Genomic DNA, 26538 nt, shown 5'->3' with positions numbered 1-26538 from the left:
ACCGGGCGTTTTTTTATCGCTCCTCACATCTCACCTTACGTAAGAAATCGCTCAGTGAACGGTCGGCGCACTCGCTGAAACGACGTTCGATCACCTTCACCTCCAGACAACGATCGAGACGAAAGTTACGATAATCACTGCGCAGTTCGCACCAGGCCACCAGCAGCCAACGCTCCCCCCAGAAAAATAGCCCCAGCGGCAGCACTTCACGCCGCGTTACCTGACCGGATTCATCCTGATAGTGAAGCTGCAACACCTGCTGATTGGATACGGCCTGATGGATAACGTCAAAATGGGTTTTAGCATAACGATGCGCGCCAAAGTCAGGGGCAAACAGCCGGGTCTGCTCCGCTTTGCGCCGCCGGTCTTCCGGCAAAATCGCCAGCATTTTTTCCTGAGCTGACTCCAACGACTGCGAAAGCGCATCTCCGCCCCAGGTCTTCAGTAGTCGAATCGCGGCGATTAGCGCTTCGGATTCTTTGCTGGTCAGCATCAGCGGCGGCAGATCATAGCCCGCCAGCAGACGATAACCGCTCCCGGCCTCGCCCTCAACCGGTACACCGGAGAGCGAGAGGTCGCGGATATCGCGATAGACGGTTCGCTCCGACACGCCCAACCGCTCCGCCAGCAGCGCCGCGGTGGTTAGCCGCCTGCCGCGCAGGATCTGTACAATCTGAAATAAACGGTCGGCGCGTCGGGTCATTTCTCGTTTCGCTAAATAGTCAGGTTAAGCCGGTTGATGCAAACCTACGCGGTTACCTTCGCTGTCGGTAAACAGGGCGATGGTGCCAATATCATTCGGCAGCGCCAGCGGGCCAAACACGCACAATCCGCCCGCCGAGGCGACGCGATCCAGTGTGGCGGCAAGGTTGTCGGTGTGCAGATAAATAATAGCGCCCTGCGGCGATGGCGCGATACCATCAAATTTAGCTAACGCGCCGCCGGGGGCCGGGTCCTGATGCGGGAAGACGGCCAGGTCCGCGCAATCCATGGTTTCACGACGCAGCGTCACCTGCATTACCGGCTCATAAAACGCGACGGCGCGATCCATATCTGCGACAGGAATTTCAAACCAGTTAATGACGTTGTTCATACTTCCTCCAGCTCGTTAGTGAGTTCAGAAGCAGTGTACGAGAGGGCTCCTGACAGCATACTGTCAGCAGGTTTCTGGCGGGCAAAAAAATCCCGGCCATCGAGGCCGGGATTGCTTTATATCAACTGAACCAAATTACGGCAGAATGGACGGCTGATCCGCCCCTTCTTTTTCGACCTTCTGCTGGATCAGATGCTCGCGCTTCATGCCCAGTTTCAACGCCAGCGCGGACGCGACGTAGATAGAAGAAGCCGTACCGATGGATACACCGATCAGCATGGTCAGCGAGAAGCCTTCCAGAATCGGGCCGCCGAAGAGGAACAGCATCAGGATCACCATCAGGGTGGTACCGGAGGTGATCAAGGTACGGTGCAGCGTCTGGGTCAACGACACGTTAAAGATTTCGTACGGCGTACCGCGACGGATCTTACGGAAGTTTTCACGGATACGGTCCGACACCACGATACTATCGTTCAACGAGTAACCAATTACCGACATCAGTGATGCGACGATGGTCAGGTCAATCTCGATGTGGAACAACGACAGCACGCCCATGGTAATGACTACGTCGTGCGCCAGTGCAATAACGACCCCTGCCGCCAGTCGCCATTCAAAGCGGAAGCCGACATAGATAAGGATACACACCAGCGCCGCAATCAGCGCCAGAGCGCCGGTTTGCGCAAGGTCCGCGCCCACGCTCGGGCCAACGAACTCAATACGTTTCACCGTCGCGCTTTGGCTGGTCGATTCGTTAATCACGTTAACGACTTTGCTGCCCAGCTCCTGGCTGCCGTTGGCATCGTGTACCGGCGGCATACGCACCATGATGTCGCGGCTGCTGCCGAAGTTCTGCAACTGCGGCTCCTCAAAGCCCGCTTTCTGCAGCGAATCGCGCAGCTGGTCCATATCAACCGGTTTTTCGAGGGTAATTTCAATCACCGTACCGCCGGTGAAATCGAGACCCCAGTTAAACCCGCGGACGCCGATGATGGCGATCGACACAATCAGCAGAAAACCTGAAATGCCGAAGGCCCAGTAGTCCCAGCGCATAAAGTCCCAGACTTTACGGCCGTGGTTCAATTGTTCAACAGTATATTCCTGTGCCACAACGCACTCCTCAGATAGACAGCTTTTTCACGCGCTTGCCGCCGTACAGCAGGTTCACGATGGCACGGGTGCCGACGATAGCGGTAAACATTGAGGTCGCGATACCGATACCGGTAGTAATCGCAAACCCTTTAATGGCACCGGTACCGACCGCGTACAGGATGATAACCTTAATTAGCGTCGTCACGTTGGCGTCGAAGATAGAGCTAAATGCGCCCTTATAACCTTCGTCAATCGCCTGCTGAACGGTACGTCCGTTGCTCAGCTCTTCTTTGATACGCTCGTTAATCAGTACGTTAGCATCGACCGCCACCGCAAGGGTTAAGACGATACCCGCGATACCCGGCATGGTCAGCGTTGCCCCAGGAATCAGGGACATAATGCCGACAATCAGCACCAGGTTAGCAATCAGCGCGGAGGTCGCAATCAGACCGAACTTCTTATAGAAGAAGATCATGAACAGGATAGAGACCACCAGACCGGCCAGACACGCTTCCAGGCCCTGCTTGATGTTCTGCATACCCAGAGTTGGGCCGATAGTACGTTCTTCAACGATCTGAATCGGCGCAATCAGGGCGCCCGCACGCAGCAGCAGAGAAAGCTGACGCGCTTCGGTCGGGTTGCTGATACCGGTGATACGGAAGCTATTGCCAAGGCGAGACTGGATATTGGCGATGTTAATCACCTCTTCCTCTTTCGCAAGGATAGCGCGACCGTTGGCATCTTTCTTACCGCTGTCTTTGTACTCCACGAACAGGGTCGCCATCGGTTTACCGATATTGTCCTTGGTGAAGTTAGACATGATGTTGCCACCCGCGCTATCGAGCGAGATGTTAACCTGCGGCTGGTTGTACTCGTCCATGCTGGAAGTGGAGTCAGTGATATGGTCGCCGGTCAGGATCACGCGCTTATACAGCACCACCGGACGGCCTTCACGGGTATCTTTCACTTCCGAATCGCCCGGTACGCGGCCAGAAGCGGCAGCGGACTGATCGACGTTGGTGTTCACCAGACGGAATTCCAGCGTCGCGGTCGCGCCAAGGATTTCCTTCGCACGCGCGGTATCCTGGATACCCGGCAGTTCAACCACGATACGGTCGGAACCCTGACGCTGCACCAGCGGTTCGGCCACGCCGAGCTGGTTTACACGGTTACGCAGAATGTTGATGTTCTGCTGAACGGCGTATTCACGGGCTTCTTTCAGACGTTCGTCGGTCATCACCGCTTTCAGCGCATTGTTACCCTGGCTTGAAATAACCAGATCGCGATGGCGCGGGCTGAGATAAGAGATAGCCTGATCGCGCGCCGCGCTGTCGCGGAAGACGATGCTCAGACCGTAGTTGTCTTCCTTACGCACGGTGGAGTAAGGAATGCCTTTGTCACGCAGCTCGCTGCGCAGGCTATCGATGTTTTGTTCCTGCAGTTTGCCTAATGCGGTGTCCATGTCAACTTCCATCAGGAAGTGCACGCCGCCGCGTAGGTCAAGACCCAGCTTCATCGGCTCGGCATACATCGCCGCCAGCCAGCGCGGGGTAGCAGGAGCAAGGTTTAGCGCCACGACGTATTTGTCACCCAGCAGGTTAACCAGCGCTTCACGCGCTCGCAGCTGAGTGTCGGTGGTGTCGAAGCGCGCAAGAATTGCGCCCTCTTCCAGTGCCACAGACTTCGCGGTGATTTTTTCTTCTTGTAAAGTTTTCTGGACCTGGATCAGCGTTTGCTCACTGGCGGCGACGCCGCGCGCGCCAGTGATTTGAACAGCCGGATCCTCACCATACAGGTTGGGAAGCGCGTAAATCAGGCCGACGATAATCACGACGACCAGCATCACGTACTTCCACAAAGGATAACGGTTTAACACGGCAGTTCCCTTAGGGAAAATGGTAATTACAGCGCCTTCATGGTGCCTTTCGGCAGAACGGCAGCTACGAAGTCACGTTTGATAACCACTTCGGTGGTATCGTTCAGCGCGATAGCGATGTAGCCGTTTTCCGCGACTTTAGTCACACGACCAACCAGACCACCGTTAGTCAGGACTTCATCACCTTTGGCGATGGAGTTCATCAGATTCTTGTGCTCTTTAGTACGTTTCTGCTGTGGGCGCAGGATCATGAAGTAAAAAATCAGACCGAACACCACCAGCATCAGAATCAGAGACATTGGGCTGCCCTGCGCCGGCGCGCCGGTTGCTGCTACCGCATCAGAAATAAAAAAGCTCATTGAAATTCCCTCATTATTAAAATTAATCAACGTTCAAAGGAGGAACGGAACGCCCCTGACGTTGGTAAAAATCGGTCACGAAGCTCTCTAATTTACCCTCTTCGATAGCCTTGCGTAAACCAGCCATTAAACGCTGATAGTAGCGCAGGTTATGAATGGTATTGAGGCGCGCGCCCAATATTTCGTTGCAACGATCAAGATGATGCAAGTAAGCACGTGAATAATTGCGACACGTATAGCAATCGCACTCGGCATCCAGCGGCGATGTATCGCTTTTATGCTTCGCGTTGCGGATTTTCACTACGCCATCGGTCACAAACAGATGGCCGTTACGCGCGTTGCGCGTCGGCATAACGCAGTCAAACATATCGATGCCGCGACGTACCCCTTCCACCAGGTCTTCCGGTTTCCCGACGCCCATCAGGTATCGCGGTTTATCTGCCGGGATCTGCGGGCAAACGTGCTCCAGGATACGGTGCATGTCTTCCTTCGGCTCGCCGACAGCCAAACCGCCGACAGCGTAGCCATCAAAGCCAATCTCTACCAGACCTTTCACCGAGATATCTCGTAAATCTTCGTAAACGCTGCCCTGAATGATGCCAAAGAGCGCGTTTTTGTTGCCGAGGCCATCGAAACGGTCACGGCTGCGCTTGGCCCAGCGCAGAGACATTTCCATCGAACGCTTAGCGTAATCCCAGTCTGCCGGGTACGGCGTACATTCGTCGAAGATCATTACGATATCGGAACCGAGATCGTACTGAATCTCCATCGATTTTTCCGGATCGAGGAAAATCGGATCGCCGTTGATCGGATTGCGGAAGTGCACGCCCTGCTCGGTGATCTTACGGATATCGCCAAGACTGAAGACCTGGAAACCGCCGGAATCGGTGAGGATCGGCCCTTTCCACTGCATGAAATCATGCAGATCGCCGTGCAGCTTCATGATTTCCTGGCCCGGGCGCAGCCACAGGTGGAAGGTGTTGCCGAGGATGATTTGCGCGCCGGTGGCTTCAACTTCTTCCGGCGTCATCCCTTTGACGGTGCCGTAGGTACCCACGGGCATAAAGGCTGGCGTTTCAACTACGCCGCGATCAAACACCAAACGGCCGCGACGCGCGCGGCCATCGGTGGTATCAAGTTCAAATTTCATTATTGCTCCTGCGTCAGAAAAACAGTCCGACGTTTAAATACTCGCCACGGAATGATTCCGTGGCTAAAAAATGCGTCAAGGCGTCAGAAAGCCGGCGTGCCGGCCTTTTTAGGGACGCTCAGAAATAGCCTGCGGATTGTACGTGATAAACATCGCGTCCCCGTAGCTAAAAAAGCGATATTTTTGTTCTACCGCAGCCTTATAGGCGTTCATGGTGTGCTGATAGCCAGCGAAAGCGGAGACCAACATAATCAGTGTGGATTCAGGGAGATGGAAGTTAGTCACCAGCGCATCGATGACTTTGTACTGATATCCCGGATAGATAAAGATCTGCGTATCGGCAAAGAACGGCTCAATCAGGCCATTTTTAGCCGCCTGCGCCGCGCTTTCCAGCGAACGCACGGAAGTGGTGCCGACGGCGATGACGCGGTTACCGCGCGCTTTCGCCGCCAGAACCGCATCAACCACATCCTGCGGCACCTCCGCATATTCTGAGTGCATGATGTGCTCTTCGATGCTGTCGACGCGCACCGGCTGGAAGGTCCCCGCGCCAACATGCAGCGTCACAAACGCCATCTCAATGCCTTTAGCGCGCAGTTTTTCCAGCAGCGGGTCGTCAAAATGCAAGCCAGCGGTCGGCGCGGCGACCGCGCCCGGCTTGGTGCCGTAAACTGTCTGGTACAGCTCGCGATCGGCGTCTTCGTCCGGGCGGTCGATATACGGCGGCAGCGGCATATGACCGATGCTGTTCAGGATATCGAGAACCGGGCGCTCATCGTTGAACTCAACTTCAAACAGTGCGCCGTGGCGCGCCAGCATTGTGGCGTTAATGCTTTCGTCATCGCCTAACAGCAGCTCCGCCCCCGGCTTCGGCGCTTTAGAGGCGCGAATATGTGCCAGAATACGTTTATCATCCAGCATTCGCTCGACCAGCACTTCAATCTTGCCGCCGCTGGCTTTACGGCCAAACAGACGCGCCGGGATCACCCGGGTGTTGTTAAAGACCAGCAGATCGCCAGGGTTGAGCTTATCGAGCAGATCGGTGAAAGTACCGTGCGTCAGCGCGCCCGTCGGCCCGTCCAGCGACAGCAAGCGGCAGCTACTGCGCTCCGGCTGCGGATAGTGAGCAATCAGGGATTCAGGTAATTCAAAGGAAAAATCGGTAACGCGCATGACGATGACTCAGACTAAATAAAGAGGCGGGTAGTCTAGTGCCGGGCGGGTCTTCCTGCAACCGTTACCCTATTCAACGCTGGATATAATAGCGGAATACCATGATTAACCAGCAAGAACGGCATGACCGTGTGAAGGATTGAAGTCGATATGAATTTTCTCGCGCATTTACATCTCGCCCATCTTGCGGATAGCTCGCTGCCGGGCAACCTGCTGGCCGATTTTGTCCGCGGTAACCCGCAGGGCGAGTATCCTGCGGATGTGGTTGACGGCATTTATATGCATCGGCGTATAGATGTAATGACCGACAATCTGGCGGAAGTTAAAACGGCGCGCGAATGGTTTCGCCCCGAGACCCGCCGCGTCGCGCCAATTTCCCTCGACGTCATGTGGGATCATTTCCTGTCGCATCACTGGGCGCAGCTGTCGCCGGATCTGCCGCTAAACGAGTTTGTGCGTTACGCCCACGCGCAGGTAGCGCAAATTCTGCCGGATTCGCCGCCGCGCTTTGTTAATCTCAACGAATATATGTGGTCTGAACGCTGGCTGGAACGTTATCAGGATATGGAATTCATTCAGCGCGTCCTGAACGGTATGGCCAGTCGCCGCCCGCGCCTCGATGCGCTGCGTGATTCATGGTACGACCTTGATAACCACTATGGGCAGCTGGAGCAGCAATTCTGGCGTTTTTATCCGCGAATGATGGAGCAGGCGAAAAAGAGAACGCTGTAAAACCTTGCGCTTTCTCACAAAACGATTATTCTGAAAGCGTTATTGAATAATTATCAATAGGCAAAACCTATCTCATCGATTGTCAGCGCCGCATTGAGTTCCTGCCCGCCTCTGCCTATACTGGCCCGCGTTGCGTTCCAATTAACCTTAGTAATAACAGGAGAATCATATGGTTCTGGTTACTCGTCAGGCTCCGGACTTTACCGCTGCAGCAGTATTAGGTAACGGCGAAATCGTTGAGAAATTCAACTTCAAACAGCACACCAACGGTAAAGCTACCGTCCTGTTCTTCTGGCCAATGGACTTCACTTTCGTTTGCCCGTCTGAACTGATCGCTTTCGACAAGCGCTACGAAGAATTCCAGAAACGCGGCGTAGAAGTGGTTGGCGTTTCCTTTGACTCCGAGTTCGTTCACAACGCATGGCGTAACACCCCGGTAGACCAGGGCGGTATTGGCCCGGTTAAATACGCGATGGTTGCCGACATCAAACGTGAAATTCAGAAAGCTTACGGCATCGAGCATCCGGACGAAGGCGTTGCGCTGCGTGGTTCCTTCCTGATCGACGCTAACGGCATCGTTCGCCACCAGGTTGTTAACGACCTGCCGCTGGGCCGTAACATCGACGAAATGCTGCGTATGGTTGACGCGCTGCAGTTCCACGAAGAGCACGGTGAAGTTTGCCCGGCTCAGTGGGAAAAAGGAAAAGAAGGTATGGCCGCTTCTCCGGAAGGCGTAGCTAAATACCTGACCGAAAACGTATCCAGCCTGTAATCGGCTAGACGTTTCCATAAAAAGGCTCGCAAATGCGAGCCTTTTTTGTGCCTGTTATATTCGCTGTGAGCCCGGTAAGCGCAGCGCCACCGGGCAAAAGTATCAGAACGCGAAGCAAGAACAGCCTAATACGCCCCAGAAAGCCTGCTCATCCGCCACCGGAATCGACGACTTGCGCGCAATATCATGCTGATGTCCGTGCACGCCGCAGCTGCCGCAGCACTGGTGCATCTGCACCACCGCGCCAATCTTCGCGGCCGCAGGCGGCGCCGAGCGATAATGCCCTGGCACTTTTACCACCGGCGACCACTCCGGCAATACCGGAATTGGCGGCGGCGCCAGCGGCGAGAAATGACCGGCCGCGTACACTACCTTGCCATCTACTACCGTCAGCACTGACTCTATGCCCTTAATTTCTTCTTCGGCAACGCTGAAGTAGTCTTTTGACAGCACCACCAGGTCAGCCAGTTGCCCTTTCTCAATGCGTCCTTTTTTACCCTGCTCGCTGGAGAACCACGCGCTACCGGCGGTCCATAGCTCAAGGGCGACGTCGCGCGGCAGACGGTTGTTATCGTCGTACATCGCCATGCCGCCGACGGTACGCCCGGAAACCAGCCAGTACAGTGCGGTCCACGGGTTATAACTGGCGACGCGGGTCGCATCGGTCCCCAACCCTACCGGCACGTCCAGTTCCAGCATTTTCGCCACCGGCGGCGTATGTTTCACCGCCTCTTTGCCGTAACGATCGACGAAATATTCCCCCTGGAAGGCCATCCGGTGCTGTACCGCGATGCCGCCGCCTAACGCCTTCACACGTTCAATATTACGTTCGGTGATGGTTTCGGCGTGGTCGAAGAACCAGTGCAGGCCGTTAAATGGAATATCGCGGTTCACCTTCTCGAACACATCCAGCATTCGGCTAATCGACTCATCGTAGGTGGCATGCAGACGGAACGGCCAGCGGTGTTCTACCAGATGACGCACCACCCGCTCCAGCTCATCCTCCATGCCTTGCGGCAGATCCGGCCGCGGCTGCAGGAAGTCTTCAAAATCCGCCGCCGAGAAGACCAGCATTTCACCAGCGCCGTTGGCACGGTAGAAATCGGTGCCCTGCCCCGGCTTCAGCATGTCGGTCCAGCGCTCGAAATCTTCCAGCTCCTGCTTCGGCCGCTGGGTAAAGAGGTTATAGGCGATACGCACGGTCATCTGCTCTTTGGCGTGCAGTTGCTCGATAATTTCGTAATCTTCCGGGTAGTTCTGGAAACCACCGCCGGCATCGATGGCGCTGGTTAATCCTAAACGGTTCAGTTCGCGCATAAACTGGCGCGTGGAGTTGACTTGCAGCTCAAGCGGCAGCTTCGGTCCTTTGGCCAGCGTCGCATACAGGATCATGGCATTAGGTTTGGCGATCAGCATCCCGGTCGGGTTGCCGTTGTTATCGCGAACGATCTCGCCGCCCGCCGGGTCCGGCGTCTCTTTGGTATAGCCAACGGCTTTCAGCGCCGCGCGGTTAAGCAGCGCGCGATCGTACAGATGCAGCACGAATACCGGCGTGTCAGGTGCCGCTTCATTCAGCTCTTCCAGCGTCGGCATGCGGCGTTCGGCAAACTGGAATTCGCTCCAGCCGCCGACCACCCTCACCCACTGCGGCGACGGCGTGCGATCGGCCTGATCTTTTAGCATACGCAGCGCATCCGCCAGCGATGGCACGCCTTCCCAGCGCAGCTCGAGGTTATAGTTCAGGCCGCCACGAATCAGGTGCAGGTGGGAGTCGTTAAGACCTGGGATCACCGTATGGCCTTTAAGATCGACAATTTGCGTCCCCTCGGCGGCGAACGTCATGATTCGATCGTGGCTTCCGGTCGCGAGAATTTTTCCATCGGCGATGGCCACGGCTTCCGCCAGTGGGTTCGCGCGGTCGAGTGTATGAATCTGACCGTGGGTCAGAATCAGTGTGGCAGTTTGCGACATAACGCACTCCTTTAAGCGGGTTGAGCTAGTTTTTTTTCAACCAACCGGCAAACAGACGGGTCACGATAGGCATCCACAACCAGACCACCAACGCGACCACCAGGGCATCGTTAATCAGATGCAGTAACAAGCTTCCCCGTAACTCCGGTAGCGCCATGCCGGTCAGCCATGGTACCAGGTTGGTACTTGGGAAGATGACCAGCAGGGTTATCAGGAACTGTTTCCAGCGCAGCGGCTGGCGAATATTGGCCGCAGGCGGGGTAAACCAGAACGCCGGTTCGGTGCGGATTTCGGTACGATCGCCATCATTGAGAAACGGCGCGATTTCCGCGACTAATTCACGACGGGTTTCCGACTGCGTCCAGGCGTAGAGATGTTCAATGGTGTCGAAGCGAATTATCACGCTCCAGAGATTTTGCCCGGCCGCCGGACGGATCACGTTGGCGCCAAGATGGCCGGGAAACTCCGCCGCAACCGGCATGATTTTGCCCAACCATGCTTCATAGCGCTGGCCGTTTTGTGGATCGAGATGATGACTGATGACCAGCGTCACTGATTTCTGTTGCGCCATTAAGAGTTCCTTGCTTCAGGGGAATGACGGGATTTCTCCCGCCATCAGCCATAAATGACAATACACAAAATCATTCATGCCGCATTGAGGCGGCAAGATTGCCCGCCCTCGAGCGCTGACATCAGCCAGTGACCGGGGCGGGCAAGCGAAGCCAACAAAGAGGCAGCTTGCAGGATGAAGTGTTTTAGGCTTTACGTTCCGGCGCGCCGTGCACCATGGTATAAGCATAATCCACGCCCATACCGTAGGCGCCGCTATGTTCGCGAACCAGATCCATCACCGCGTCATAAGTCTCTTTACGTGACCAGTCGCGCTGGTACTCCAGCAGGACCTGCTGCCAGGTCACCGGTACCGCGCCGGCCTGCACCATACGGTCGATGGCGCGCTCGTGAGCGTCAACGGAGGTACCGCCGGAGGTATCGGTTACCACGTACACTTCATAACCTTCTTCCAGCGCCATCAGCGCCGGGAAGGTCAGGCACACTTCAGTCCACAGCGCGGAAATAATCAGTTTTTTACGTCCGGTGGCTTTCACCGCATTAACAAAACCGGCGTCTTCCCAGGAGTTCATAGAAGTACGTTCAATCGGTTTCACTTCAGGATGAACCGCCAGCAGTTCTGGCCAGATATAGCCGCTGAAGCTTTTGGTTTCGACAGAGGTATAAATAACCGGAACGTTAAAAATCTTGCCCGCTTTGGCCAACGCGACGGTGTTATTTTTCAGCGTCTGGCGATCGATATTGGCCACACCAAAAGCCATTTGCGGCTGGTGGTCAATAAAAATAAGGGTGGAATTAGACGGATCAATCAGTTCACGAATAGACATAACACATCCTATTAATCAATTAGTTAGGAAGATAATACACTGCCGTTGTGCTGTGCTGATTGTGGCCAATAACGCATGATGAGTATAGTCAGTAATTTCTAACGAGTTATTAAAGAAATCTTTCCGTTTTAATTCACTTGAGTAAAAATAGTGACCGTTTGAATAATAAAAAAAGACTAATCAAAAAATTAATGGGAACTGTTCTAATTTATTCACTGGAATTGAACATCGGCCTTCGGTAAAACAACGTTATTATTAGACTGGCGGATCGAGACTAATGCGTTTAAACCTTGATGTACTTTTGATTCTTGATGCTCTGGATAGGCATGGCTCGTTCGCGCTGGCGGCGGAGTCGCTATTTAAAACCCCCGCCGCGCTGAGCTATATGATCCAAAAACTGGAAAACGATCTGAACATCAGTCTGCTGGATCGTTCCGGGCACCGGGCGAAATTTACCGATACCGGTAAAATGATGCTGGAAAAGGGGCGCCTGCTGCTCAATGCCGCCAACGATCTGGAAAAACAGGCGCAGCTGCTGAGTTCCGGCTGGGAGCGGGATTTGGCGATTGCGCTGGACGACTCTTTTCCTTTCCGGGCCCTATTGCCGCTGATTGAAAAATTTTACGCGCAATATCCGCAAACCCGGCTCAACTTTACCCACCATACCCTGGCGGGCTCGTGGGAAGAGCTGACTCACAACGGCGCGGATATTATTCTTGGGGCGATTAACGAACCGCCGACTTCAGCGGAATGGTCGTGGAAAATGCTCGGCGCGATGGACAACGTGTTCGTTGTCGCGCCCGGCCACCCGCTGGCGGCAACAACCCAGCCACTGACCAACAAACAACTCAGCCTGCATCGCGCGGTGGTTATTAGCGATAGCGCCCGCTACTGTCATCCACTGAACAGCAACCTGCTCGATGAGCAGGAGCAAATCCGGGTAGATGATTTCGCCACCAAAGTCGCGCTCCTGCGCGCCGGTTTGGGATGCGGATTCCTTCCCCGCCACATCGCCCTCCCGTGGCTGGAGAGCGGTGAGTTGCTGGAGAAACCGGTGATTTCGAGCCGTGAGAAAGATATAACCTATATGGCCTGGCGTAGCGGCAATAACGGTCTGGCTCAGCGCTGGTGGCGAGAGGCTATTCTCGAAGATAGCTGTCTGAGCCAGCTCTACCGTTAACGGCTACACCAGACGCTTGCGGAAATCGCGGGCAAACTCAGCACATCATCGTGCATGTCGCCCGCGCCTTCTTTTCGCTGCCACGTTTTCCCCTCCAGCAAAGGCGATGCGTCGATTACCACCTCGCAGGCATGACCGCGGTTTATCGCCACCAGCACCCGCTGCTGTTTGTAAACGCGAACAAAGACCACCACGTTATCTTCCGCATAGATGACCTGGCAGCCGCCATAGCGCAGCGCCTGATGCCCCTTACGCAAGGTGGTCATACGCTTATATAACGCCAACAAGTTTTCATCCTGCAGCGCCGGATCCCATGGAAAGGGTTTACGGCAGAAGGGATCGTTGTTGCCATCGACGCCGACTTCGTCACCATAGTAAATACACGGAACGCCCGGCCAACAGAACAGCCAGACCACCGCCAGCGGCAGTCGCGCCACATCCTTACCCAGCAAGGATTTAAAACGCGCGGTATCGTGGCTGTCCAGTTGGTTAAACATCCGCAATTGCTGCTGATGCGACAGCCCGGCGCGATAGTTGTCCATCCACGCCATACAGGTTTGCGCATCGATGTGCTGCGGATCGTAGGAAATATCGGTATTGGCGAGGAACCCCCACAGCGGGAAGGTAAAACCACGATAGTTCATCGCCGCGTCTTCGGCATCAGCCTGCAGCCACTGGCGCGCATCGCCAAAATGTTCGCCGAATACAAAAGCCTCCGGCTGCTCCCGCTTCGCCGCCTGGGTGATACCAGCAATATGACGCAGGTTATTACGCGCGCCGCCATCCTCGCCCAGCATATGCACCACGTCCAGCCGCCAGCCGTCCATACTCCACGGCGCTTTTAACCAGTGGCGCACCACGCTGTCTTCGCCCGCATAGATTTCGTTAACCAGGCTCGATGAACGGTAGTCAAGTTTTGGCAGACTGGCGTAACCCAGCCAGTTATGCGCCACCCCGTCCGGGGAAAAATTAAACCACTCACGCCACGGGGAATCCGGCTGATGGCAGGCGCCGTTGCTCGCCTGCTGGTGGCGATCGAACCACGGGTGCGAATCACCGGTATGGTTAAACACGCCGTCGAGGATCAGGCGCATCCCTTCACGCTGCGTATTGTGGCGCAGGCGCAGCAGCGCGGCATCGCCACCGAACTGCGGATCGACACGGCGGTAATCAGCGGTATCGTATTTATGTACGCTGGGCGCGACGAATACCGGATTGAGATACAGCGCAGTCACGCCAAGCTGCTTCAGATAAGGAAGCTTCTCGCTAATACCGTCGAGGTCGCCGCCATAAAAGGTCGAACCGCCCGCCTCGCCGGTTAACGGCTCATCCCACGCTTTTAGCACAATATCCTGACCGGCCGCATGGTGGTAATAAACCTCGTCCTGCCCGGCTTCTCGCGCCTCGCTACGGGCGAAACGATCGGGGAAAATTTGATAAAACACCTGATCGGCGACCCACTGCGGGCCGCTATCCGGCACATCGACCGCAAACTGCTCCAGCCTCGCGGGCGGGAAACGCTGGAATCCCTGCGGCGTAAACCACAACTGACGGTCCGCCCACAGCAGCTTAAAGCTATAGCGGCGGCGCGGCTGGCCGTTCATCAGGTTTATCTCTCCACGCCAGGCGACGACATCGGCGTGTGGGGATTGGCGCAGGCGCTGCATGGGCAACGACAGCTCTTCATTGTCTTCTTCCGCGCGCAGCGTAATTCGCTGCGGCATTGTTTCGCCGCTTAGCCACAATGTGATAACGAGTCGTTCCTGCTGCTCTTTAATAAAAGGAGCAACCGGCAGGTGCCAGGCCTTCAACATCATCATTCCTCTTTTTGCGTAATGGCCACACCTTGCCACAGTGAACAGGCGTATAACTCATCATCAATAGAATAATTGGGGGAGGAGAAAGGAGGAGGATGTGATTTTCCGGGCCGCGGCAAAGCCGGACCCGGAAGAGTGGAGAATTACTGCGCCTGCGCTAACTGGCGATCGCGGCGGGTCTTAATTTTCCAGCCAACCAACAGCAGCACGATCCACGCAAAGCCGACGTACAGCGAAATGCGGGTATCCGGATGGTAGCCGATAAGCGCGATGATAAAGACCAGGAACAGCAGGCCGACCACAGTGGTGGCCACGCCGCCCGGTACTTTAAACTTCAGCGCTTTCACCTCTTCCGGCGACAGGCGGCGACGGAAAGCGATTTGCGACAGCAGGATCATAATCCACACCCACACCGTGGCGAAGGTCGCCAACGACGCAATCACCAGGAAGACGTTTTCCGGCATGATGTAGTTGAGATAGACCGCAAACAGCAGCGCCACGGTCATCACCAGCACCGTCACCCACGGCGTACCACGACGCGACGTTTTGGCGAACACTTTCGGCGCGCTCCCCTGCTCGGCCATTCCGTGCAGCATACGGCCAACGCCGAATACGTCGCTGTTAATCGCCGATAGCGAGGCGGTTAACACCACGAAGTTCAGGATGCCGGCGGCAAAGGTAATTCCCATATGCTGGAAGGTCAACACGAACGGGCTGCCGTTAGTCCCCACCAGGTTCCAGGGATAGATAGACATAATGACGAACAGCGTCCCCACGTAGAACACCAGGATACGCATCGGCACCGAATTAATCGCCCGCGGAATGGATTTTTCAGGATCCTTCGCTTCACCGGCGGTGATACCGATAATCTCAATCCCGCCGTAGGCGAACATCACCATCTGCAGCGACATCACCATCCCCAGCCAGCCGTTACTGAAGAAGCCGCCGTTACTCCATAAGTTATGAATACCGGTTGGCTGACCGCCGTTGCCGATACCCCAGATGATGATGCCGAAACCGGCAAGGATCATGATGATAATCGTGGCGACTTTAAAGAATGAGAACCAGAACTCCAGTTCGCCGAACACCTTCACGCTCATCAGATTGACGGCGCAGATAATCAGCACCACGCTCAGTACCCATATCCAGTGCGGCACCGCCGGGAACCAGACGCCCATATAGATACCGAAGGCGGTCACGTCGGCAATCGCGACGATCAGGATTTCAAAACAATAGGTCCAGCCGGTGATATAGCCGGCCAGCCCGCCGAGGTTCTCCTGCGCATAACGCGAGAAAGAGCTGGCGGAAGGGTTATGCACCGACATTTCGCCCAGCGCGCGCATGATGATATACGCCGCCACGCCGCCGATAATGTATGCCAACAATACGCTCGGCCCCGCCATTTTAATGGCGTCTGCCGAACCATAGAACAGGCCGGTACCAATAGCGGAACCAAGGGCCATAAAGCGAATGTGCCGGGTACTTAGCCCGCGCTTAAGCTTGTTACTACTTTCCATCGTGTTCCATGCCGTTTTTCTCGTTTGTGCTTTGCGGGGGCAAAACGCAAAAGGGAATGACCAAAAAAACAAAAAACCACGGGACCTTAAGTCCCGTGGTTAAACACCTGCGTAAAGCGTCGGTTAGTGGGCTTTTGAGACCACCGGGCTACCCGCTGCGCGATCGATGATCGCGGCCAGCACAGCCATCACCGCGGTTGGCAGCAACCATGCCAGACCTTGCGCTGCCAGCGGCAGGCTCGCGGTCCATTGCGGCAGGATATCTGCGAACGCCGATGCTTTAACACCGTCAATGATACCAAACATCAGGCTGATAAACATTGCCGGCGCGATAACGCGGGAGGAATTATGCCACCAACCGCGGGTAAAGCTTAATACCACCAGTGCGATACACGGCGGATAAATAGCGGTTAACACCGGAATCGAGATCTGAATCAGATGGCTGAGCCCCAGGTTAGAAACCGCCATGGAGAACAGGCCGAGAATAAACACCAGCGAACGATACGACAGCGGCAGATACTGCGCGAAGAACTCAGCGCAGGCGCAGGTCAGGCCAACCGCGGTGACCAGACAGGCGATAAATATCAATGCCGCCAGCAGGAAGCTGCCCGCGCCGCCGAAGGTATGCTGCACGTAGGAGTGCAGAATAGCCGCGCCGTTTGCCGACTGATCGACCAGCGTCGCGCTATCGGAACCCAGGCGGAACAGCGCCAGGTACAGCAGCGTCAGGCCCACGCCGGCCATCAGACCAGCCCAGACGGTGTATCGGGTCAGCAATCGGGCTTCGCTAACGCCGCGGGAACGCGCAGCATTAACGATAACGATACCAAAGACCATCGCCCCCAGCGTGTCCATGGTCAGGTAGCCATTGACGAAACCATTAGAGAACGGCGCGGTACGATAGGCTTCCATCGCGTCGCTAATCGGGCCGGCCGGCCAGATAACCGCGGCCACCGCGAGCACGACCAGGGCGATAATTTTCAGCGGCGCCAGGAAATTGCCGACGGTATCCAGCAGTTTGCCCGGATAGAGAGAAACCAGAATCACCAGCGCGAAATAGATAACGCTATAGATAAGCAGCGGCAGCGCGCCGTCGCCGGTCAGCGGAGCAATCCCCACTTCAAATGAAACGGTGGCGGTACGCGGGGTCGCGAACAGCGGCCCAACCGCCAGGTAGCACACCACGGCCAGCAGAATGCCCGCAACTTTGCCGATTGGCGAGCTCAGACGCTCAACGCCGCCGCCGACTTTCGCCAGCGCGACTACCGTTAGCACCGGCAAACCCACGGCGGTAATCAGGAAGCCAATGGCTGCGGTCCAGACGTGTTCGCCGGCCTGTAAGCCAACCATCGGAGGGAAGATAATGTTGCCTGCGCCAACGAACAGCGCGAAGGTCATAAAGCCCAGCGCGATGATGTCGCGAGATTTTAACTGATGGGTCATAAATTCATTACTGCCTGTGGATGTGGTGTTGTAAAAAACGGAAAAATACCGTGCCTTCCTTTCGGGATGATACAGCGGCCATTGCCTGTAAACTCAGCGAGATATGCTCTCGAAGCGGCGTGGAAAAGAATTGTTTTTTGAATTACCACGCAAAAGCAGTCTTACCGGGACTGCATAGGGGGCAATTTAAACGCTTATAACGTTTTAAAGCAAGGTGGGATCGTAAAACCAGATGATTATGCTAACTATGATTTTGAACCTGGATTAATTGACCATAACGACGCAAAACGCGTGGCTAATCATGCGAACAATAAATAACCAGGCGTTCGTTTAATACGCAACGAAAAGTTGACTGCAAATGAAAATGACCAGCCGAAGCTGGTCATTGGCAAGGAAAGCTGACAGACGCCGCCTCAGGCGACATTTTTGGCAATTAAACGTTCCGGCAACAGGAAGCTAAAGCGCGTTCCCTTCCCGACCGTACTTTCGATTTCCAGCCGGCTTTCGTGATGGCTAACCGCATGTTTCACAATAGCCAGCCCTAAACCGCTGCCGCCGGTTTGCCGGGAGCGCGCCTTGTCGACGCGGTAGAACCGCTCGGTCAACCGGGGGAGATGTTCAGGCCCGATGCCAGGGCCGTTGTCCTCAACGCTAAACAGCGCGCCGTGTGGCGCCCGCTGCCAGCTGACGTGAATCTCAGTTCCCGCTGGCGTATGGTTAACGGCGTTGTACACCAGATTGGAAATCGCGCTGCGCAACTGCTCTTCGTTGCCCATCACCTGGAGAGTTTCATCGACGCTAAAGTGCAGCTGATGCTTACCCTGGCTGAGGGTTTGCGCCTCGCGCTCAACCACCCGCAGCATCATCGGGACGTCGATTTTATCATTCATCGCCAGCACCGGCGCGGCTTCAATACGCGAGAGCGTCAGCAACTGCTTCACCAACCCTTCCATCCGCTGCGTTTGCTCACGCATGGTATGCAGCGCTTTTTCCCGCGTCGGCCCTTCCAGCACCTGCTCCTGCATCATCTCGAGATAACCCTGCAGTACGGTGAGCGGCGTGCGCAGCTCGTGGCTGACGTTGGCGAAAAAGTTGCGCCGCGCGCCTTCCAACTGGTGCATTTGCGTGACATCGCGCGCCACCATCAACCACTGTTTATCGCTATAAGGCATCACGCGAATTTCCAGATGACGGGCGTTATTGAGCACCAGATTAAGGGGCTTGGTGAAATCACGGTTTTTCAGATAGTTAGCAAACTCTGGGTAGCGCAGCAGGTTGAGGATATTCTGCCCGCTATCGTCCGGCCAGCGTAGATTAAGGATTTGTTGCGCCAGGCCGTTACACCAGAAGATGGCGCCCTCTTCGGTGGTCAGCACCACCGCATCGGGTAAGGATTCCGCCCCGCTGCGAAAGCGCTTGATGAGGCTTCCCAGTTCGCGACGACGTTTTTTATTACGCATCTGCATTTGATGCAGACCATACAGCAGCGGTTCCCAACTGCCGCTTCCCGGCGGCGGCGTCATACTGCGATCGACCCACAGCCACCACGACAGACGTAACAAATTCCAGAAATGCCAAATAAGCAATCCGGTCACCGCCGCCAGTAAAAACCACGGCAGATGACCGAAAAACGCCCCGAGGATCAGGGCCGGTATACAACATAAGAAAAGCTCAAGCGCCAGCCTTTTCCATGACAGCCGTTCCAGCACGGGTCACACTCCTGTCAAAATTCAGAAACGGGCGGAGAAACGATATCCCGTGCCGCGAACCGTCTGTACCATCCGGTCATGGCCGCTATGTTCCAGCGCTTTGCGCAGGCGGCGAATATGCACATCCACCGTCCGGTCTTCAACGTAAACGTTGGTTCCCCAAACGTGATTCAGCAGCTGTTCACGGCTGTATACGCGTTCCGGGTGGGTCATAAAGAAGTGTAATAATTTAAACTCGGTCGGCCCCATATCCAGCGGGTTTTCACCGGTCATGACGCGATGCGAGGAGGGATCCAGGCTCAGCCCCTGCATCTCAATCACCTCTTCGACCGCCATTGGCGAAATACGCCGCATCACCGCCTTAATTCGCGCCACCAGCTCCTTCGGCGAAAACGGTTTGGTAATGTAATCATCCGCACCGGTTTCCAGACCGCGAACGCGATCTTCTTCTTCGCCGCGCGCCGTCAGCATCACCACCGGAATATCGCGGGTCATCGCTTCGCGCTTAAGCTGTTTAATAAACTGTAGCCCCGATCCGCCCGGCAACATCCAGTCAAGGAGAATCAAATCGGGCCAGGGTTCATTGAGTTGATTCACCGCACTGTCAAAATCTTCCGCCTCGACGGGCTGAAAGCCGTTTTGCTCCAGAACAAAGCAGACCATTTCGCGGATTGGAGCTTCATCTTCAACGACCAGAATTCTTCTCGCCATTATTTACCCTGTGTTTTTTAGCCATCAGTATAGAAGTGCGCGGCCATTATGCGTCAGATTTGTGACAGATTTATGAAAAAATGACCGTCTGATGAATGCGGATTTTGAATGATGACACGCACTTAACGCATCCAGTCTCGCGGTAATATGGCAAAAGGAATACGGGCGGCGGGATCGACGTTATAATGGCCGCCTGGCTTTTATCGCAACGGAATTTTTATGCGCATCCTTCATACCTCCGACTGGCACCTCGGCCAGAACTTCTATAGCAAAAGCCGCGCGGACGAACACGCCGCCTTTCTCGACTGGCTGCTGGCGCGCGCGCAGGAACACGAGGTGGATGCCATTATCGTCGCTGGCGATATTTTTGATACCGGCTCTCCGCCGAGCTACGCCCGCGAACTGTATAACCGTTTTGTCGTTCAGCTGCAGCAAACCGGCTGCCAGTTGGTGGTGCTGGCGGGCAACCACGATTCGGTAGCGACGTTAAACGAGTCGCGCGAAATTCTCGCCTTTCTGAAAACCACCGTGGTCGCCAACGCCGGCCACGCGCCCTTTATCTTGCCGCGGCGCGACGGCGAGCCCGGCGCGGTCTTCTGCCCGGTGCCGTTTTTGCGCCCGCGCGAACTGGTGGTCAGCCAGGCTGGCCACTCCAGCGGCGAAAAACAGCAGCAGTTGCTCACCGCCATCAGCGACTACTATCAGCAGCAATATCAGCAGGCCTGCGATCTGCGCGGCGAACGGGCACTACCGATTATTGCCAGCGGCCACCTCACCACCGTCGGCGCCAGCAAAAGCGACGCGGTCCGTGAAATCTATATCGGCACCCTCGACGCCTTCCCGGCCAACCGCTTTCCGCCCGCCGATTACATCGCGCTCGGCCATATTCATCGCGCCCAGTTGGTTGGCGGCTGCGAGCATATTCGCTACAGCGGTTCGCCGCTGCCGCTGAGTTTTGATGAAACCGGAAAAAACAAAAGCGTTAATCTGGTCTCATTCAGCGAGGGCAAGCTCAGTGAAGTCACCCCGCTAACGGTGCCGATCACCCAGCCGCTGGCGGTACTGAAAGGCGATTTCGCCAGCATCACCGAACAACTTCAGCAGTGGCAGGATAGCGCGCAGCAGCCGCCGGTATGGCTGGATATCGAAATCACCAGCGATGAATACCTGCACGATATCCAAAGAAAAATTCAGCAGCAGACCGAATCGCTGCCGGTGGAAGTGCTGCTGGTGCGTCGCAGTCGCGCCCAGCGTGAACGCATTCTGGCCGGCGTTCAGCGGGAAACGCTGAGCGAACTGCAGGTCGAAGAGGTGTTTGCCCGCCGCCTGGCGCTGGAAACTCTTGATGCTCCACAGCAACAGCGGCTGGAGCAACTGTTTACGGAAACGCTGCATAGCCTGAACGGTGAGGAACGCCTGTGAGAATCCTGAGCCTACGCCTGAAAAACCTTAACTCGCTGAAAGGCGAATGGAAAATCGACTTTACCGCTGAACCGTTCGCCAGCAATGGGTTATTCGCGATTACCGGGCCGACCGGCGCCGGGAAAACCACCCTGTTAGATGCTATCTGTCTCGCGCTGTACCACGAAACGCCGCGCCTGAGCAGCGTATCGCAATCGCAAAACGATCTGATGACCCGCGACACCGCCGAGTGCCTGGCGGAAGTTGAATTTGAGGTCCGGGGCACCGCCTATCGCGCCTTCTGGAGCCAGAACCGCGCCCGCAACCAGCCGGATGGCAATCTACAGGCGCCGCGCGTTGAGCTGGCGCGCTGCGACGACGGGAAAATTCTTGCCGACAAGGTCAAAGATAAACTGGAGCTGACGGCATCAATTACCGGCCTCGACTATGGGCGCTTTACCCGTTCAATGCTGCTTTCGCAGGGGCAATTCGCCGCTTTCCTCAATGCCAAACCGAAAGAGCGCGCCGAGCTGCTGGAAGAGCTGACCGGGACTGAAATTTACGGGCAAATTTCCGCGCAGGTCTTTGAAAAACATAAACTCGCCCGCATTGAGCTGGAAAAGCTGCAGGCGCAGGCCTCCGGCGTCGTACTGTTAAATGATGAGCAGCAGCAGGCGTTACAGCAAAGTTTGCAAGTACTTACTGCTGAAGAACAGCAGCAGCTTGCCGAACAGACCTGCCAGCAAAATGGCCTACAGTGGCTGCGCCGCCGTCAGGAGCTAAACGCGGAAGCCACCCAGGCGCAGGCTGCTTTACAGCAGGCGCTGCTGGCGCAGGAAGCCGCCGCGCCGCAGCTGGCGGCGCTACAAACCGCGCAGCCGGCAGAGCAACTGCGTCCATTATGGTCGCGGCTGCAGGAACACAGTAGCGCGCTGGCGCAAACTCGCCGTCAGGTTGAGGAAGTAAATACTCGCTTACAGGACAGCCTGCGCCGTCGCGCCGGGATCCGCCTGGCTGCCCAACAACGTCTGGCTCAACTAGAATCCAGCCAGCAATCGTTAAATGAGTGGCTTAAAGCGCACGAGCGATTCCAGCAGTGGAGCACGGCGCTGGCAGGCTGGAAAGCCACCTTCCAGCAGCTTAACCGCGACGCTCAGCAAGAGTTGACGCTACAGCAGCGCCTGCAGGATGCCAGCCGTAAGCTCGGCGAATTGCCGGCCACTGCGCTGACTCTGGATGGAGAACAGGTCAGCCGCGAGCTGACACAGCATGCCGCCGCCCGCCCGCTGCGCCAGCAGCTCTCAACCCTCCATCGCCAGCTGCAGCCGCTGTTCCTGCGTCTGCGGCAGCTACAGAGCGCGGAAAACGCCTCACAGCAGGAAAAAGAGAAGCTTGAAGCCGCGCTACAACAGCGTCGTCAGGCGTGGAAGGAAAAAAATCAACAGCTCAGCGATGTAAAAGCCATCTGCGAACTGGAAGCGCGTATCGCCGGGCTGGAAGCCGAGCGCGCCCGCCTGCAGCCGGGCGCGCCTTGTCCACTGTGCGGTTCTGAACATCATCCGGCGGTCGCGGAATACCAGGCGCTGGTGCCCGGCATCAACCAAACTCGCCGCGACGCGCTGGAGCGTGACGTGCGACAGCTGGCGGAAGAAGGCGCGCAGCTGCGCGGCCAGCTTGAAGCGTTGCTTAAACAACAACAAAAAGACGCTGACGAGAAAACATCGCTTCTGCAGCAGGAGCAAGCGCTCACCTCTCAATGGCAAGCCACCCTCGCGGAATTAGCGATTACGCTGACGCCGCAGGATGATATTGCCGGCTGGCTGGATAGCCAACAGCAGCATGAACAGCAGCTGTATCAGCATCAACAACGGCTGGCCTGGCAGGCGCAACAGCAGGAGAGCCAGCTGCAGCTGCAGCAGTTACAGCAGGATCTCGAACAGCGCCGTCGCGCGCTGCAGGCGGAGCTGGACGTTTATACCCTGGCGCTGCCGCCTGCCGCGGAGGCTAACGACTGGCTGGCCCAGCGTGAAGCCGAAACCCGCGGCTGGCAGGCGAAACAAAATGAAGCCGCCGCGCTGCAGGAACAGCGCCAGCAGCTAACGCCGCTGCTGGAAACCCTGCCTGAGTCAACGGAAGCCGCGGATCCCGCGCCGCTGGAGGGCTGGCGGCAGGTGCATGATGATTGCCTGGCGCTACAGAGCCAGTGGCAAACGCTGGGCCAGCAAGAAAGCCAGCAGCAGGCACAGGTGAAGGAAAGCGAAAAGCAGTTTACTGCCGCGCTGGCCGCCAGCCCGTTTGCCGACCAAGCGGCCTTTCTTGCCGCTTTGCTTGACGAGGCAACCCGCCAGCGGCTGGAACAACTCAAGCAGACGCTGGAAAAAGAAGTTCAGCAGAACCAAACGCTGGCCCTGCGGGCGCAGACGTCGCTTGAACGCCATCAGCAACAGCCGCCCGCCGATATTGATATTAACCAGCCGCTGGAGCAGCTAGAGAATAGGCTGGAGCAACTGGCACGCCAGTTGCGGGAAAACAGCGCCCGTCAGGGTGAGATCCGCCAGCAGTTGAAGCAAAACAGCGATAACCAACAGCGCCAGCAATCATTACGTCAGCAGATGGAACAAGCCGCGCAGCAGGTCGAAGACTGGGCCTGGCTGAATGCGCTCATCGGTTCAAAAGAAGGCGATAAGTTCCGTAAATTCGCCCAGGGGCTGACGCTGGATAATCTGGTGTGGCTGGCTAACCAGCAGCTCAACCGCCTGCATGGCCGCTATTTGTTGCAACGTAAAGCCAGCGAGGCGCTGGAGCTGGAAGTGGTGGACACCTGGCAGGCCGACGCGGTGCGCGATACCCGCACGCTTTCCGGCGGCGAAAGCTTCCTTGTGAGCCTCGCGCTGGCGCTGGCGCTATCTGACCTGGTGAGCCATAAAACGCGGATTGATTCGCTATTCCTTGATGAAGGATTCGGCACCCTCGATAGCGAAACGCTGGATACCGCGCTGGATGCGCTCGACGCGCTTAACGCCAGCGGCAAAGTGATTGGCGTGATTAGCCACGTCGAGGCGATGAAAGAGCGCATCCCGGTGCAGATTAAAGTGAAGAAGATAAACGGTCTGGGATACAGCCGGTTGGAAAAAGCGTTTGCGGTGGAGTGAAGTCTTCCCCTCATCCTAACCCTCTCCCCACAGGGGAGAGGGAATGAGATCACAGCGGCCACAGCCATGCCGCGCCGCGTACGCCGCTGGAATCGCCGTGCATCGCCCGGCGGATCGGCGTTTCGCATTCTCCACCGAACACCCACTGTTTCACCAGCCCCGGTACCGTTTGATACAGGCGTTCGACATTGCTCATCCCGCCGCCTAACACAATGACATCCGGGTCGAGGATATTCACCACATGCGCCAGCGATTTCGCCAGCCTCTGTTCGTAGCGGCTCAGCGCCAGTTCGGCCTTTTCGTCACCTTCACCCACCAGGCGCATAATCTCGCTGCCGGTTAACGGGTTTCCGCTCAGCCGCTGATAGTCGGTGGCGAAACCGGTGCCGGAAATAAAGGTTTCAATACACCCCTGCTTGCCGCAGTAACAAGGCACTTGCTGACGATAGCGCAGCTCATCATCATCCATCCACGGCAGCGGGTTGTGCCCCCATTCGCCGGCGGTGCCATTGCCGCCGATATGCGCGCGCCCGTTCAACGCCACCCCCGCGCCGCAGCCGGTACCGATAATTACCGCGAACACGGTTTGCGCCCCCGCGGCCGCGCCATCGACCGCCTCCGAAACCGCCAGGCAGTTGGCGTCGTTGGCAAGCCGGACCTCACGATTGAGGCGCAGGCTGAGATCTTTATCGAAGGGCTGGCCGTTCAGCCAGGTCGAGTTGGCGTTTTTCACCACCCCGCTATACGGCGAAATCGAGCCGGGGATGCCCATACCGACGGTGCCGCGCTGCCCGGTCGCCTGCTCGGCCATCTCCACCAGCGCGGCAATCGTCTCGATAGTCTGGCGATAATCCTCCCTCGGGGTTGGCAAGCGGTGGCGAAATAACTGCTGGCCCTGCTCACTCAGGGCGATGACTTCTGTTTTTGTTCCACCTAAATCAATACCAATACGCACAGTCTGCTCCTCACCCCGATTAACAATGCAAGCATAGCGACAATTCGCTATCATGCCCGCCTGATTTAACGACAAAGCCGTGGAAATTATCATGCTGTGGTTCAAAAATTTAATGGTTTACCGTCTGAGCCGCGATATCGAATTGCGCGCCGAAGAGATGGAAAAACAGCTGGCCGAGCTGACATTTACCCCTTGTGGCAGCCAGGATATGGCGAAAACCGGTTGGGTATCGCCGATGGGATCGCACAGCGACGCGCTGACGCATACGGCAAACGGCCAGATCGTTATCTGCGCCCGTAAAGAAGAAAAGATCCTGCCCTCGCCGGTGATCAAACAGGCGCTGGAAGCAAAGATCCTCAAGCTCGAAGCCGATCAGGGCCGCAAGCTGAAGAAAACGGAAAAAGATTCGCTGAAAGATGAAGTTCTGCACTCGCTGCTGCCGCGCGCCTTTAGCCGCTTCAGCCAGACGATGATGTGGATCGATACCGTCAACGGCCTGATCATGGTGGACTGTGCCAGCGCGAAGAAAGCGGAAGATACGCTGGCGCTGCTGCGTAAAACGCTGGGCTCGCTGCCGGTAGTACCGCTGACGCTGGAAAATCCGATCGAGCTGACGCTGACCGAATGGGTGCGCTCCGGTAGCGTGGCTCAGGGCTTCCAGCTGCTTGACGAAGCCGAATTGAAAGCGATGCTGGAAGATGGCGGCGTGATCCGCGCGAAAAAACAGGATCTGGTGAGCGATGAGATCGCCGTACATATCGAAGCAGGTAAAGTGGTCACCAAACTAGCGCTCGACTGGCAGCAGCGTATCCAGTTTGTGATCTGCGACGACGCATCGATTAAACGTCTGAAGTTCTGCGACGAATTACGTGACCAGAATGAAGATATTGACCGCGAAGATTTTGCGCAGCGTTTTGACGCCGACTTTATCTTGATGACCGGCGAACTGGCGGCATTGATTCAAAGCCTGGTTGAAGGACTGGGCGGCGAAGCCCAGCGCTAACGCGCCACCTTCCTGCCGGGCCCGGAAAGTGGACGCGG

General features: G+C 56.4%; 22 protein-coding genes. 6 read left to right on the top strand and 16 right to left on the bottom strand.

The genetic code is table 11. The annotated features are described in order from the left end of the window. Positions 1 to 13: 13 nt before the first annotated feature. The 7 genes from AC2CGP_RS10180 to queA all read right to left on the bottom strand — a co-directional run bounded on the left by AC2CGP_RS10180 (position 14) and on the right by queA (position 6740). On the bottom strand, positions 14 to 703 hold the full coding sequence (locus AC2CGP_RS10180) for a helix-turn-helix transcriptional regulator (RefSeq protein ID WP_020079501.1): 690 nt from the start codon (positions 701 to 703) through the stop codon (positions 14 to 16). Between the two features lie 24 nt (positions 704 to 727). Next, a complete protein-coding gene (locus AC2CGP_RS10175; protein WP_020079502.1) occupies positions 728 to 1093 on the bottom strand; it encodes a VOC family protein in 366 nt (121 codons plus the stop codon). A gap of 135 nt (positions 1094 to 1228) precedes the next feature. Continuing rightward, on the bottom strand, positions 1229 to 2200 hold the full coding sequence (gene secF, locus AC2CGP_RS10170) for a protein translocase subunit SecF (protein WP_015367999.1): 972 nt from the start codon (positions 2198 to 2200) through the stop codon (positions 1229 to 1231). A gap of 10 nt (positions 2201 to 2210) precedes the next feature. Continuing rightward, on the bottom strand, positions 2211 to 4058 hold the full coding sequence (gene secD / locus AC2CGP_RS10165; protein WP_015704558.1) for a protein translocase subunit SecD: 1848 nt from the start codon (positions 4056 to 4058) through the stop codon (positions 2211 to 2213). A 26-nt stretch (positions 4059 to 4084) separates the two neighbouring features. Continuing rightward, on the bottom strand, positions 4085 to 4417 hold the full coding sequence (yajC, locus tag AC2CGP_RS10160) for a preprotein translocase subunit YajC (protein ID WP_003859109.1): 333 nt from the start codon (positions 4415 to 4417) through the stop codon (positions 4085 to 4087). A gap of 22 nt (positions 4418 to 4439) precedes the next feature. Beyond that, positions 4440 to 5567: a tRNA guanosine(34) transglycosylase Tgt gene (gene tgt, locus AC2CGP_RS10155; protein ID WP_015368001.1), complete on the bottom strand. Its 1128-nt coding sequence runs from the start codon at positions 5565 to 5567 to the stop codon at positions 4440 to 4442. A 108-nt stretch (positions 5568 to 5675) separates the two neighbouring features. Beyond that, on the bottom strand, positions 5676 to 6740 hold the full coding sequence (queA, locus tag AC2CGP_RS10150) for a tRNA preQ1(34) S-adenosylmethionine ribosyltransferase-isomerase QueA (RefSeq protein ID WP_015368002.1): 1065 nt from the start codon (positions 6738 to 6740) through the stop codon (positions 5676 to 5678). A 150-nt stretch (positions 6741 to 6890) separates the two neighbouring features. Between queA and acpH the strand changes: the two genes are divergently transcribed. After that, a complete protein-coding gene (acpH, locus tag AC2CGP_RS10145) occupies positions 6891 to 7472 on the top strand; it encodes an ACP phosphodiesterase (RefSeq protein WP_015704556.1) in 582 nt (193 codons plus the stop codon). A gap of 169 nt (positions 7473 to 7641) precedes the next feature. Continuing rightward, positions 7642 to 8244, top strand: a complete 603-nt coding sequence (locus tag AC2CGP_RS10140) for a peroxiredoxin (protein ID WP_015368004.1) — start codon at positions 7642 to 7644, stop codon at positions 8242 to 8244. A 102-nt stretch (positions 8245 to 8346) separates the two neighbouring features. Here AC2CGP_RS10140 and AC2CGP_RS10135 read toward each other — a convergent pair whose 3' ends face one another. From AC2CGP_RS10135 to AC2CGP_RS10125, 3 genes are all read right to left on the bottom strand, one after another. Then, positions 8347 to 10215, bottom strand: a complete 1869-nt coding sequence (locus tag AC2CGP_RS10135) for an amidohydrolase (protein ID WP_047466664.1) — start codon at positions 10213 to 10215, stop codon at positions 8347 to 8349. Positions 10216 to 10240: 25 nt separating this feature from the next. Beyond that, positions 10241 to 10786 (bottom strand): antibiotic biosynthesis monooxygenase, encoded by a 546-nt coding sequence (locus tag AC2CGP_RS10130; RefSeq protein ID WP_015368006.1) that lies wholly within the window; start codon positions 10784 to 10786, stop codon positions 10241 to 10243. 184 nt (positions 10787 to 10970) lie between these two features. Then, entirely contained in the window at positions 10971 to 11612 is a 642-nt protein-coding gene (locus AC2CGP_RS10125) for a hydrolase (RefSeq protein ID WP_020079504.1), read from the bottom strand. A gap of 277 nt (positions 11613 to 11889) precedes the next feature. Here AC2CGP_RS10125 and AC2CGP_RS10120 point away from each other — a divergent pair, with 277 nt between their 5' ends. Continuing rightward, positions 11890 to 12792, top strand: coding sequence for a LysR family transcriptional regulator (locus AC2CGP_RS10120; RefSeq protein WP_015368008.1), 903 nt, complete (start codon positions 11890 to 11892; stop codon positions 12790 to 12792). Here AC2CGP_RS10120 and malZ read toward each other — a convergent pair. From malZ to phoB, 5 genes are all read right to left on the bottom strand, one after another. Further along, positions 12789 to 14606, bottom strand: coding sequence for a maltodextrin glucosidase (gene malZ / locus AC2CGP_RS10115; RefSeq protein ID WP_049033527.1), 1818 nt, complete (start codon positions 14604 to 14606; stop codon positions 12789 to 12791). The two genes, AC2CGP_RS10120 and malZ, sit on opposite strands and share 4 nt — an antisense overlap. A 146-nt stretch (positions 14607 to 14752) precedes the next feature. Further along, the gene (proY, locus tag AC2CGP_RS10110) at positions 14753 to 16126 is read right to left on the bottom strand and encodes a proline-specific permease ProY (RefSeq protein ID WP_015368010.1); all 1374 of its coding nucleotides are present in this window, start codon (positions 16124 to 16126) and stop codon (positions 14753 to 14755) included. Positions 16127 to 16249: 123 nt separating this feature from the next. Continuing rightward, on the bottom strand, positions 16250 to 17569 hold the full coding sequence (brnQ, locus tag AC2CGP_RS10105; protein WP_015368011.1) for a branched-chain amino acid transporter carrier protein BrnQ: 1320 nt from the start codon (positions 17567 to 17569) through the stop codon (positions 16250 to 16252). A 413-nt stretch (positions 17570 to 17982) separates the two neighbouring features. After that, the gene (gene phoR / locus AC2CGP_RS10100) at positions 17983 to 19278 is read right to left on the bottom strand and encodes a phosphate regulon sensor histidine kinase PhoR (RefSeq protein WP_032707533.1); all 1296 of its coding nucleotides are present in this window, start codon (positions 19276 to 19278) and stop codon (positions 17983 to 17985) included. A gap of 21 nt (positions 19279 to 19299) precedes the next feature. After that, the gene (gene phoB / locus AC2CGP_RS10095; protein WP_004099401.1) at positions 19300 to 19989 is read right to left on the bottom strand and encodes a phosphate response regulator transcription factor PhoB; all 690 of its coding nucleotides are present in this window, start codon (positions 19987 to 19989) and stop codon (positions 19300 to 19302) included. Between the two features lie 219 nt (positions 19990 to 20208). Between phoB and sbcD the strand changes: the two genes are divergently transcribed. Both sbcD and sbcC read left to right on the top strand, forming a co-directional pair. Beyond that, positions 20209 to 21411, top strand: a complete 1203-nt coding sequence (gene sbcD, locus AC2CGP_RS10090; RefSeq protein WP_049033522.1) for an exonuclease subunit SbcD — start codon at positions 20209 to 20211, stop codon at positions 21409 to 21411. Then, positions 21408 to 24542: an exonuclease subunit SbcC gene (gene sbcC / locus AC2CGP_RS10085; protein ID WP_484502332.1), complete on the top strand. Its 3135-nt coding sequence runs from the start codon at positions 21408 to 21410 to the stop codon at positions 24540 to 24542. The genes sbcD and sbcC overlap by 4 nt, the downstream gene beginning before the upstream one ends. Positions 24543 to 24591: 49 nt before the next feature. Here sbcC and mak read toward each other — a convergent pair whose 3' ends face one another. Then, positions 24592 to 25497, bottom strand: a complete 906-nt coding sequence (gene mak / locus AC2CGP_RS10080) for a fructokinase (protein WP_047038816.1) — start codon at positions 25495 to 25497, stop codon at positions 24592 to 24594. Positions 25498 to 25588: 91 nt separating this feature from the next. Between mak and rdgC the strand changes: the two genes are divergently transcribed. Further along, complete coding sequence (rdgC, locus tag AC2CGP_RS10075) at positions 25589 to 26500, top strand: recombination-associated protein RdgC (protein ID WP_015368016.1); 912 nt, start codon at positions 25589 to 25591, stop codon at positions 26498 to 26500. Positions 26501 to 26538: the final 38 nt, after the last annotated feature.

It is taken from the genome of Klebsiella sp. SYXHC3 (genome assembly GCF_057196925.1).
The sequence above is the reverse complement of the archived record's forward strand: the minus strand, read 5'-3'. Positions and strand labels throughout refer to the sequence as shown.

Coding starts and splice junctions, on each gene's coding strand:
- AC2CGP_RS10180 (WP_020079501.1), bottom strand. CDS start 703: ATGACCCGACGCGCCGACCGTTTATTTCAGATTGTACAGATCCTGCGC.
- AC2CGP_RS10175 (WP_020079502.1), bottom strand. CDS start 1,093: ATGAACAACGTCATTAACTGGTTTGAAATTCCTGTCGCAGATATGGAT.
- yajC (WP_003859109.1), bottom strand. CDS start 4,417: ATGAGCTTTTTTATTTCTGATGCGGTAGCAGCAACCGGCGCGCCGGCG.
- tgt (WP_015368001.1), bottom strand. CDS start 5,567: ATGAAATTTGAACTTGATACCACCGATGGCCGCGCGCGTCGCGGCCGT.
- queA (WP_015368002.1), bottom strand. CDS start 6,740: ATGCGCGTTACCGATTTTTCCTTTGAATTACCTGAATCCCTGATTGCT.
- acpH (WP_015704556.1), top strand. CDS start 6,891: ATGAATTTTCTCGCGCATTTACATCTCGCCCATCTTGCGGATAGCTCG.
- AC2CGP_RS10140 (WP_015368004.1), top strand. CDS start 7,642: ATGGTTCTGGTTACTCGTCAGGCTCCGGACTTTACCGCTGCAGCAGTA.
- AC2CGP_RS10135 (WP_047466664.1), bottom strand. CDS start 10,215: ATGTCGCAAACTGCCACACTGATTCTGACCCACGGTCAGATTCATACA.
- AC2CGP_RS10130 (WP_015368006.1), bottom strand. CDS start 10,786: ATGGCGCAACAGAAATCAGTGACGCTGGTCATCAGTCATCATCTCGAT.
- AC2CGP_RS10125 (WP_020079504.1), bottom strand. CDS start 11,612: ATGTCTATTCGTGAACTGATTGATCCGTCTAATTCCACCCTTATTTTT.
- AC2CGP_RS10120 (WP_015368008.1), top strand. CDS start 11,890: ATGCGTTTAAACCTTGATGTACTTTTGATTCTTGATGCTCTGGATAGG.
- malZ (WP_049033527.1), bottom strand. CDS start 14,606: ATGTTGAAGGCCTGGCACCTGCCGGTTGCTCCTTTTATTAAAGAGCAG.
- proY (WP_015368010.1), bottom strand. CDS start 16,126: ATGGAAAGTAGTAACAAGCTTAAGCGCGGGCTAAGTACCCGGCACATT.
- brnQ (WP_015368011.1), bottom strand. CDS start 17,569: ATGACCCATCAGTTAAAATCTCGCGACATCATCGCGCTGGGCTTTATG.
- phoB (WP_004099401.1), bottom strand. CDS start 19,989: ATGGCGAGAAGAATTCTGGTCGTTGAAGATGAAGCTCCAATCCGCGAA.
- sbcD (WP_049033522.1), top strand. CDS start 20,209: ATGCGCATCCTTCATACCTCCGACTGGCACCTCGGCCAGAACTTCTAT.
- rdgC (WP_015368016.1), top strand. CDS start 25,589: ATGCTGTGGTTCAAAAATTTAATGGTTTACCGTCTGAGCCGCGATATC.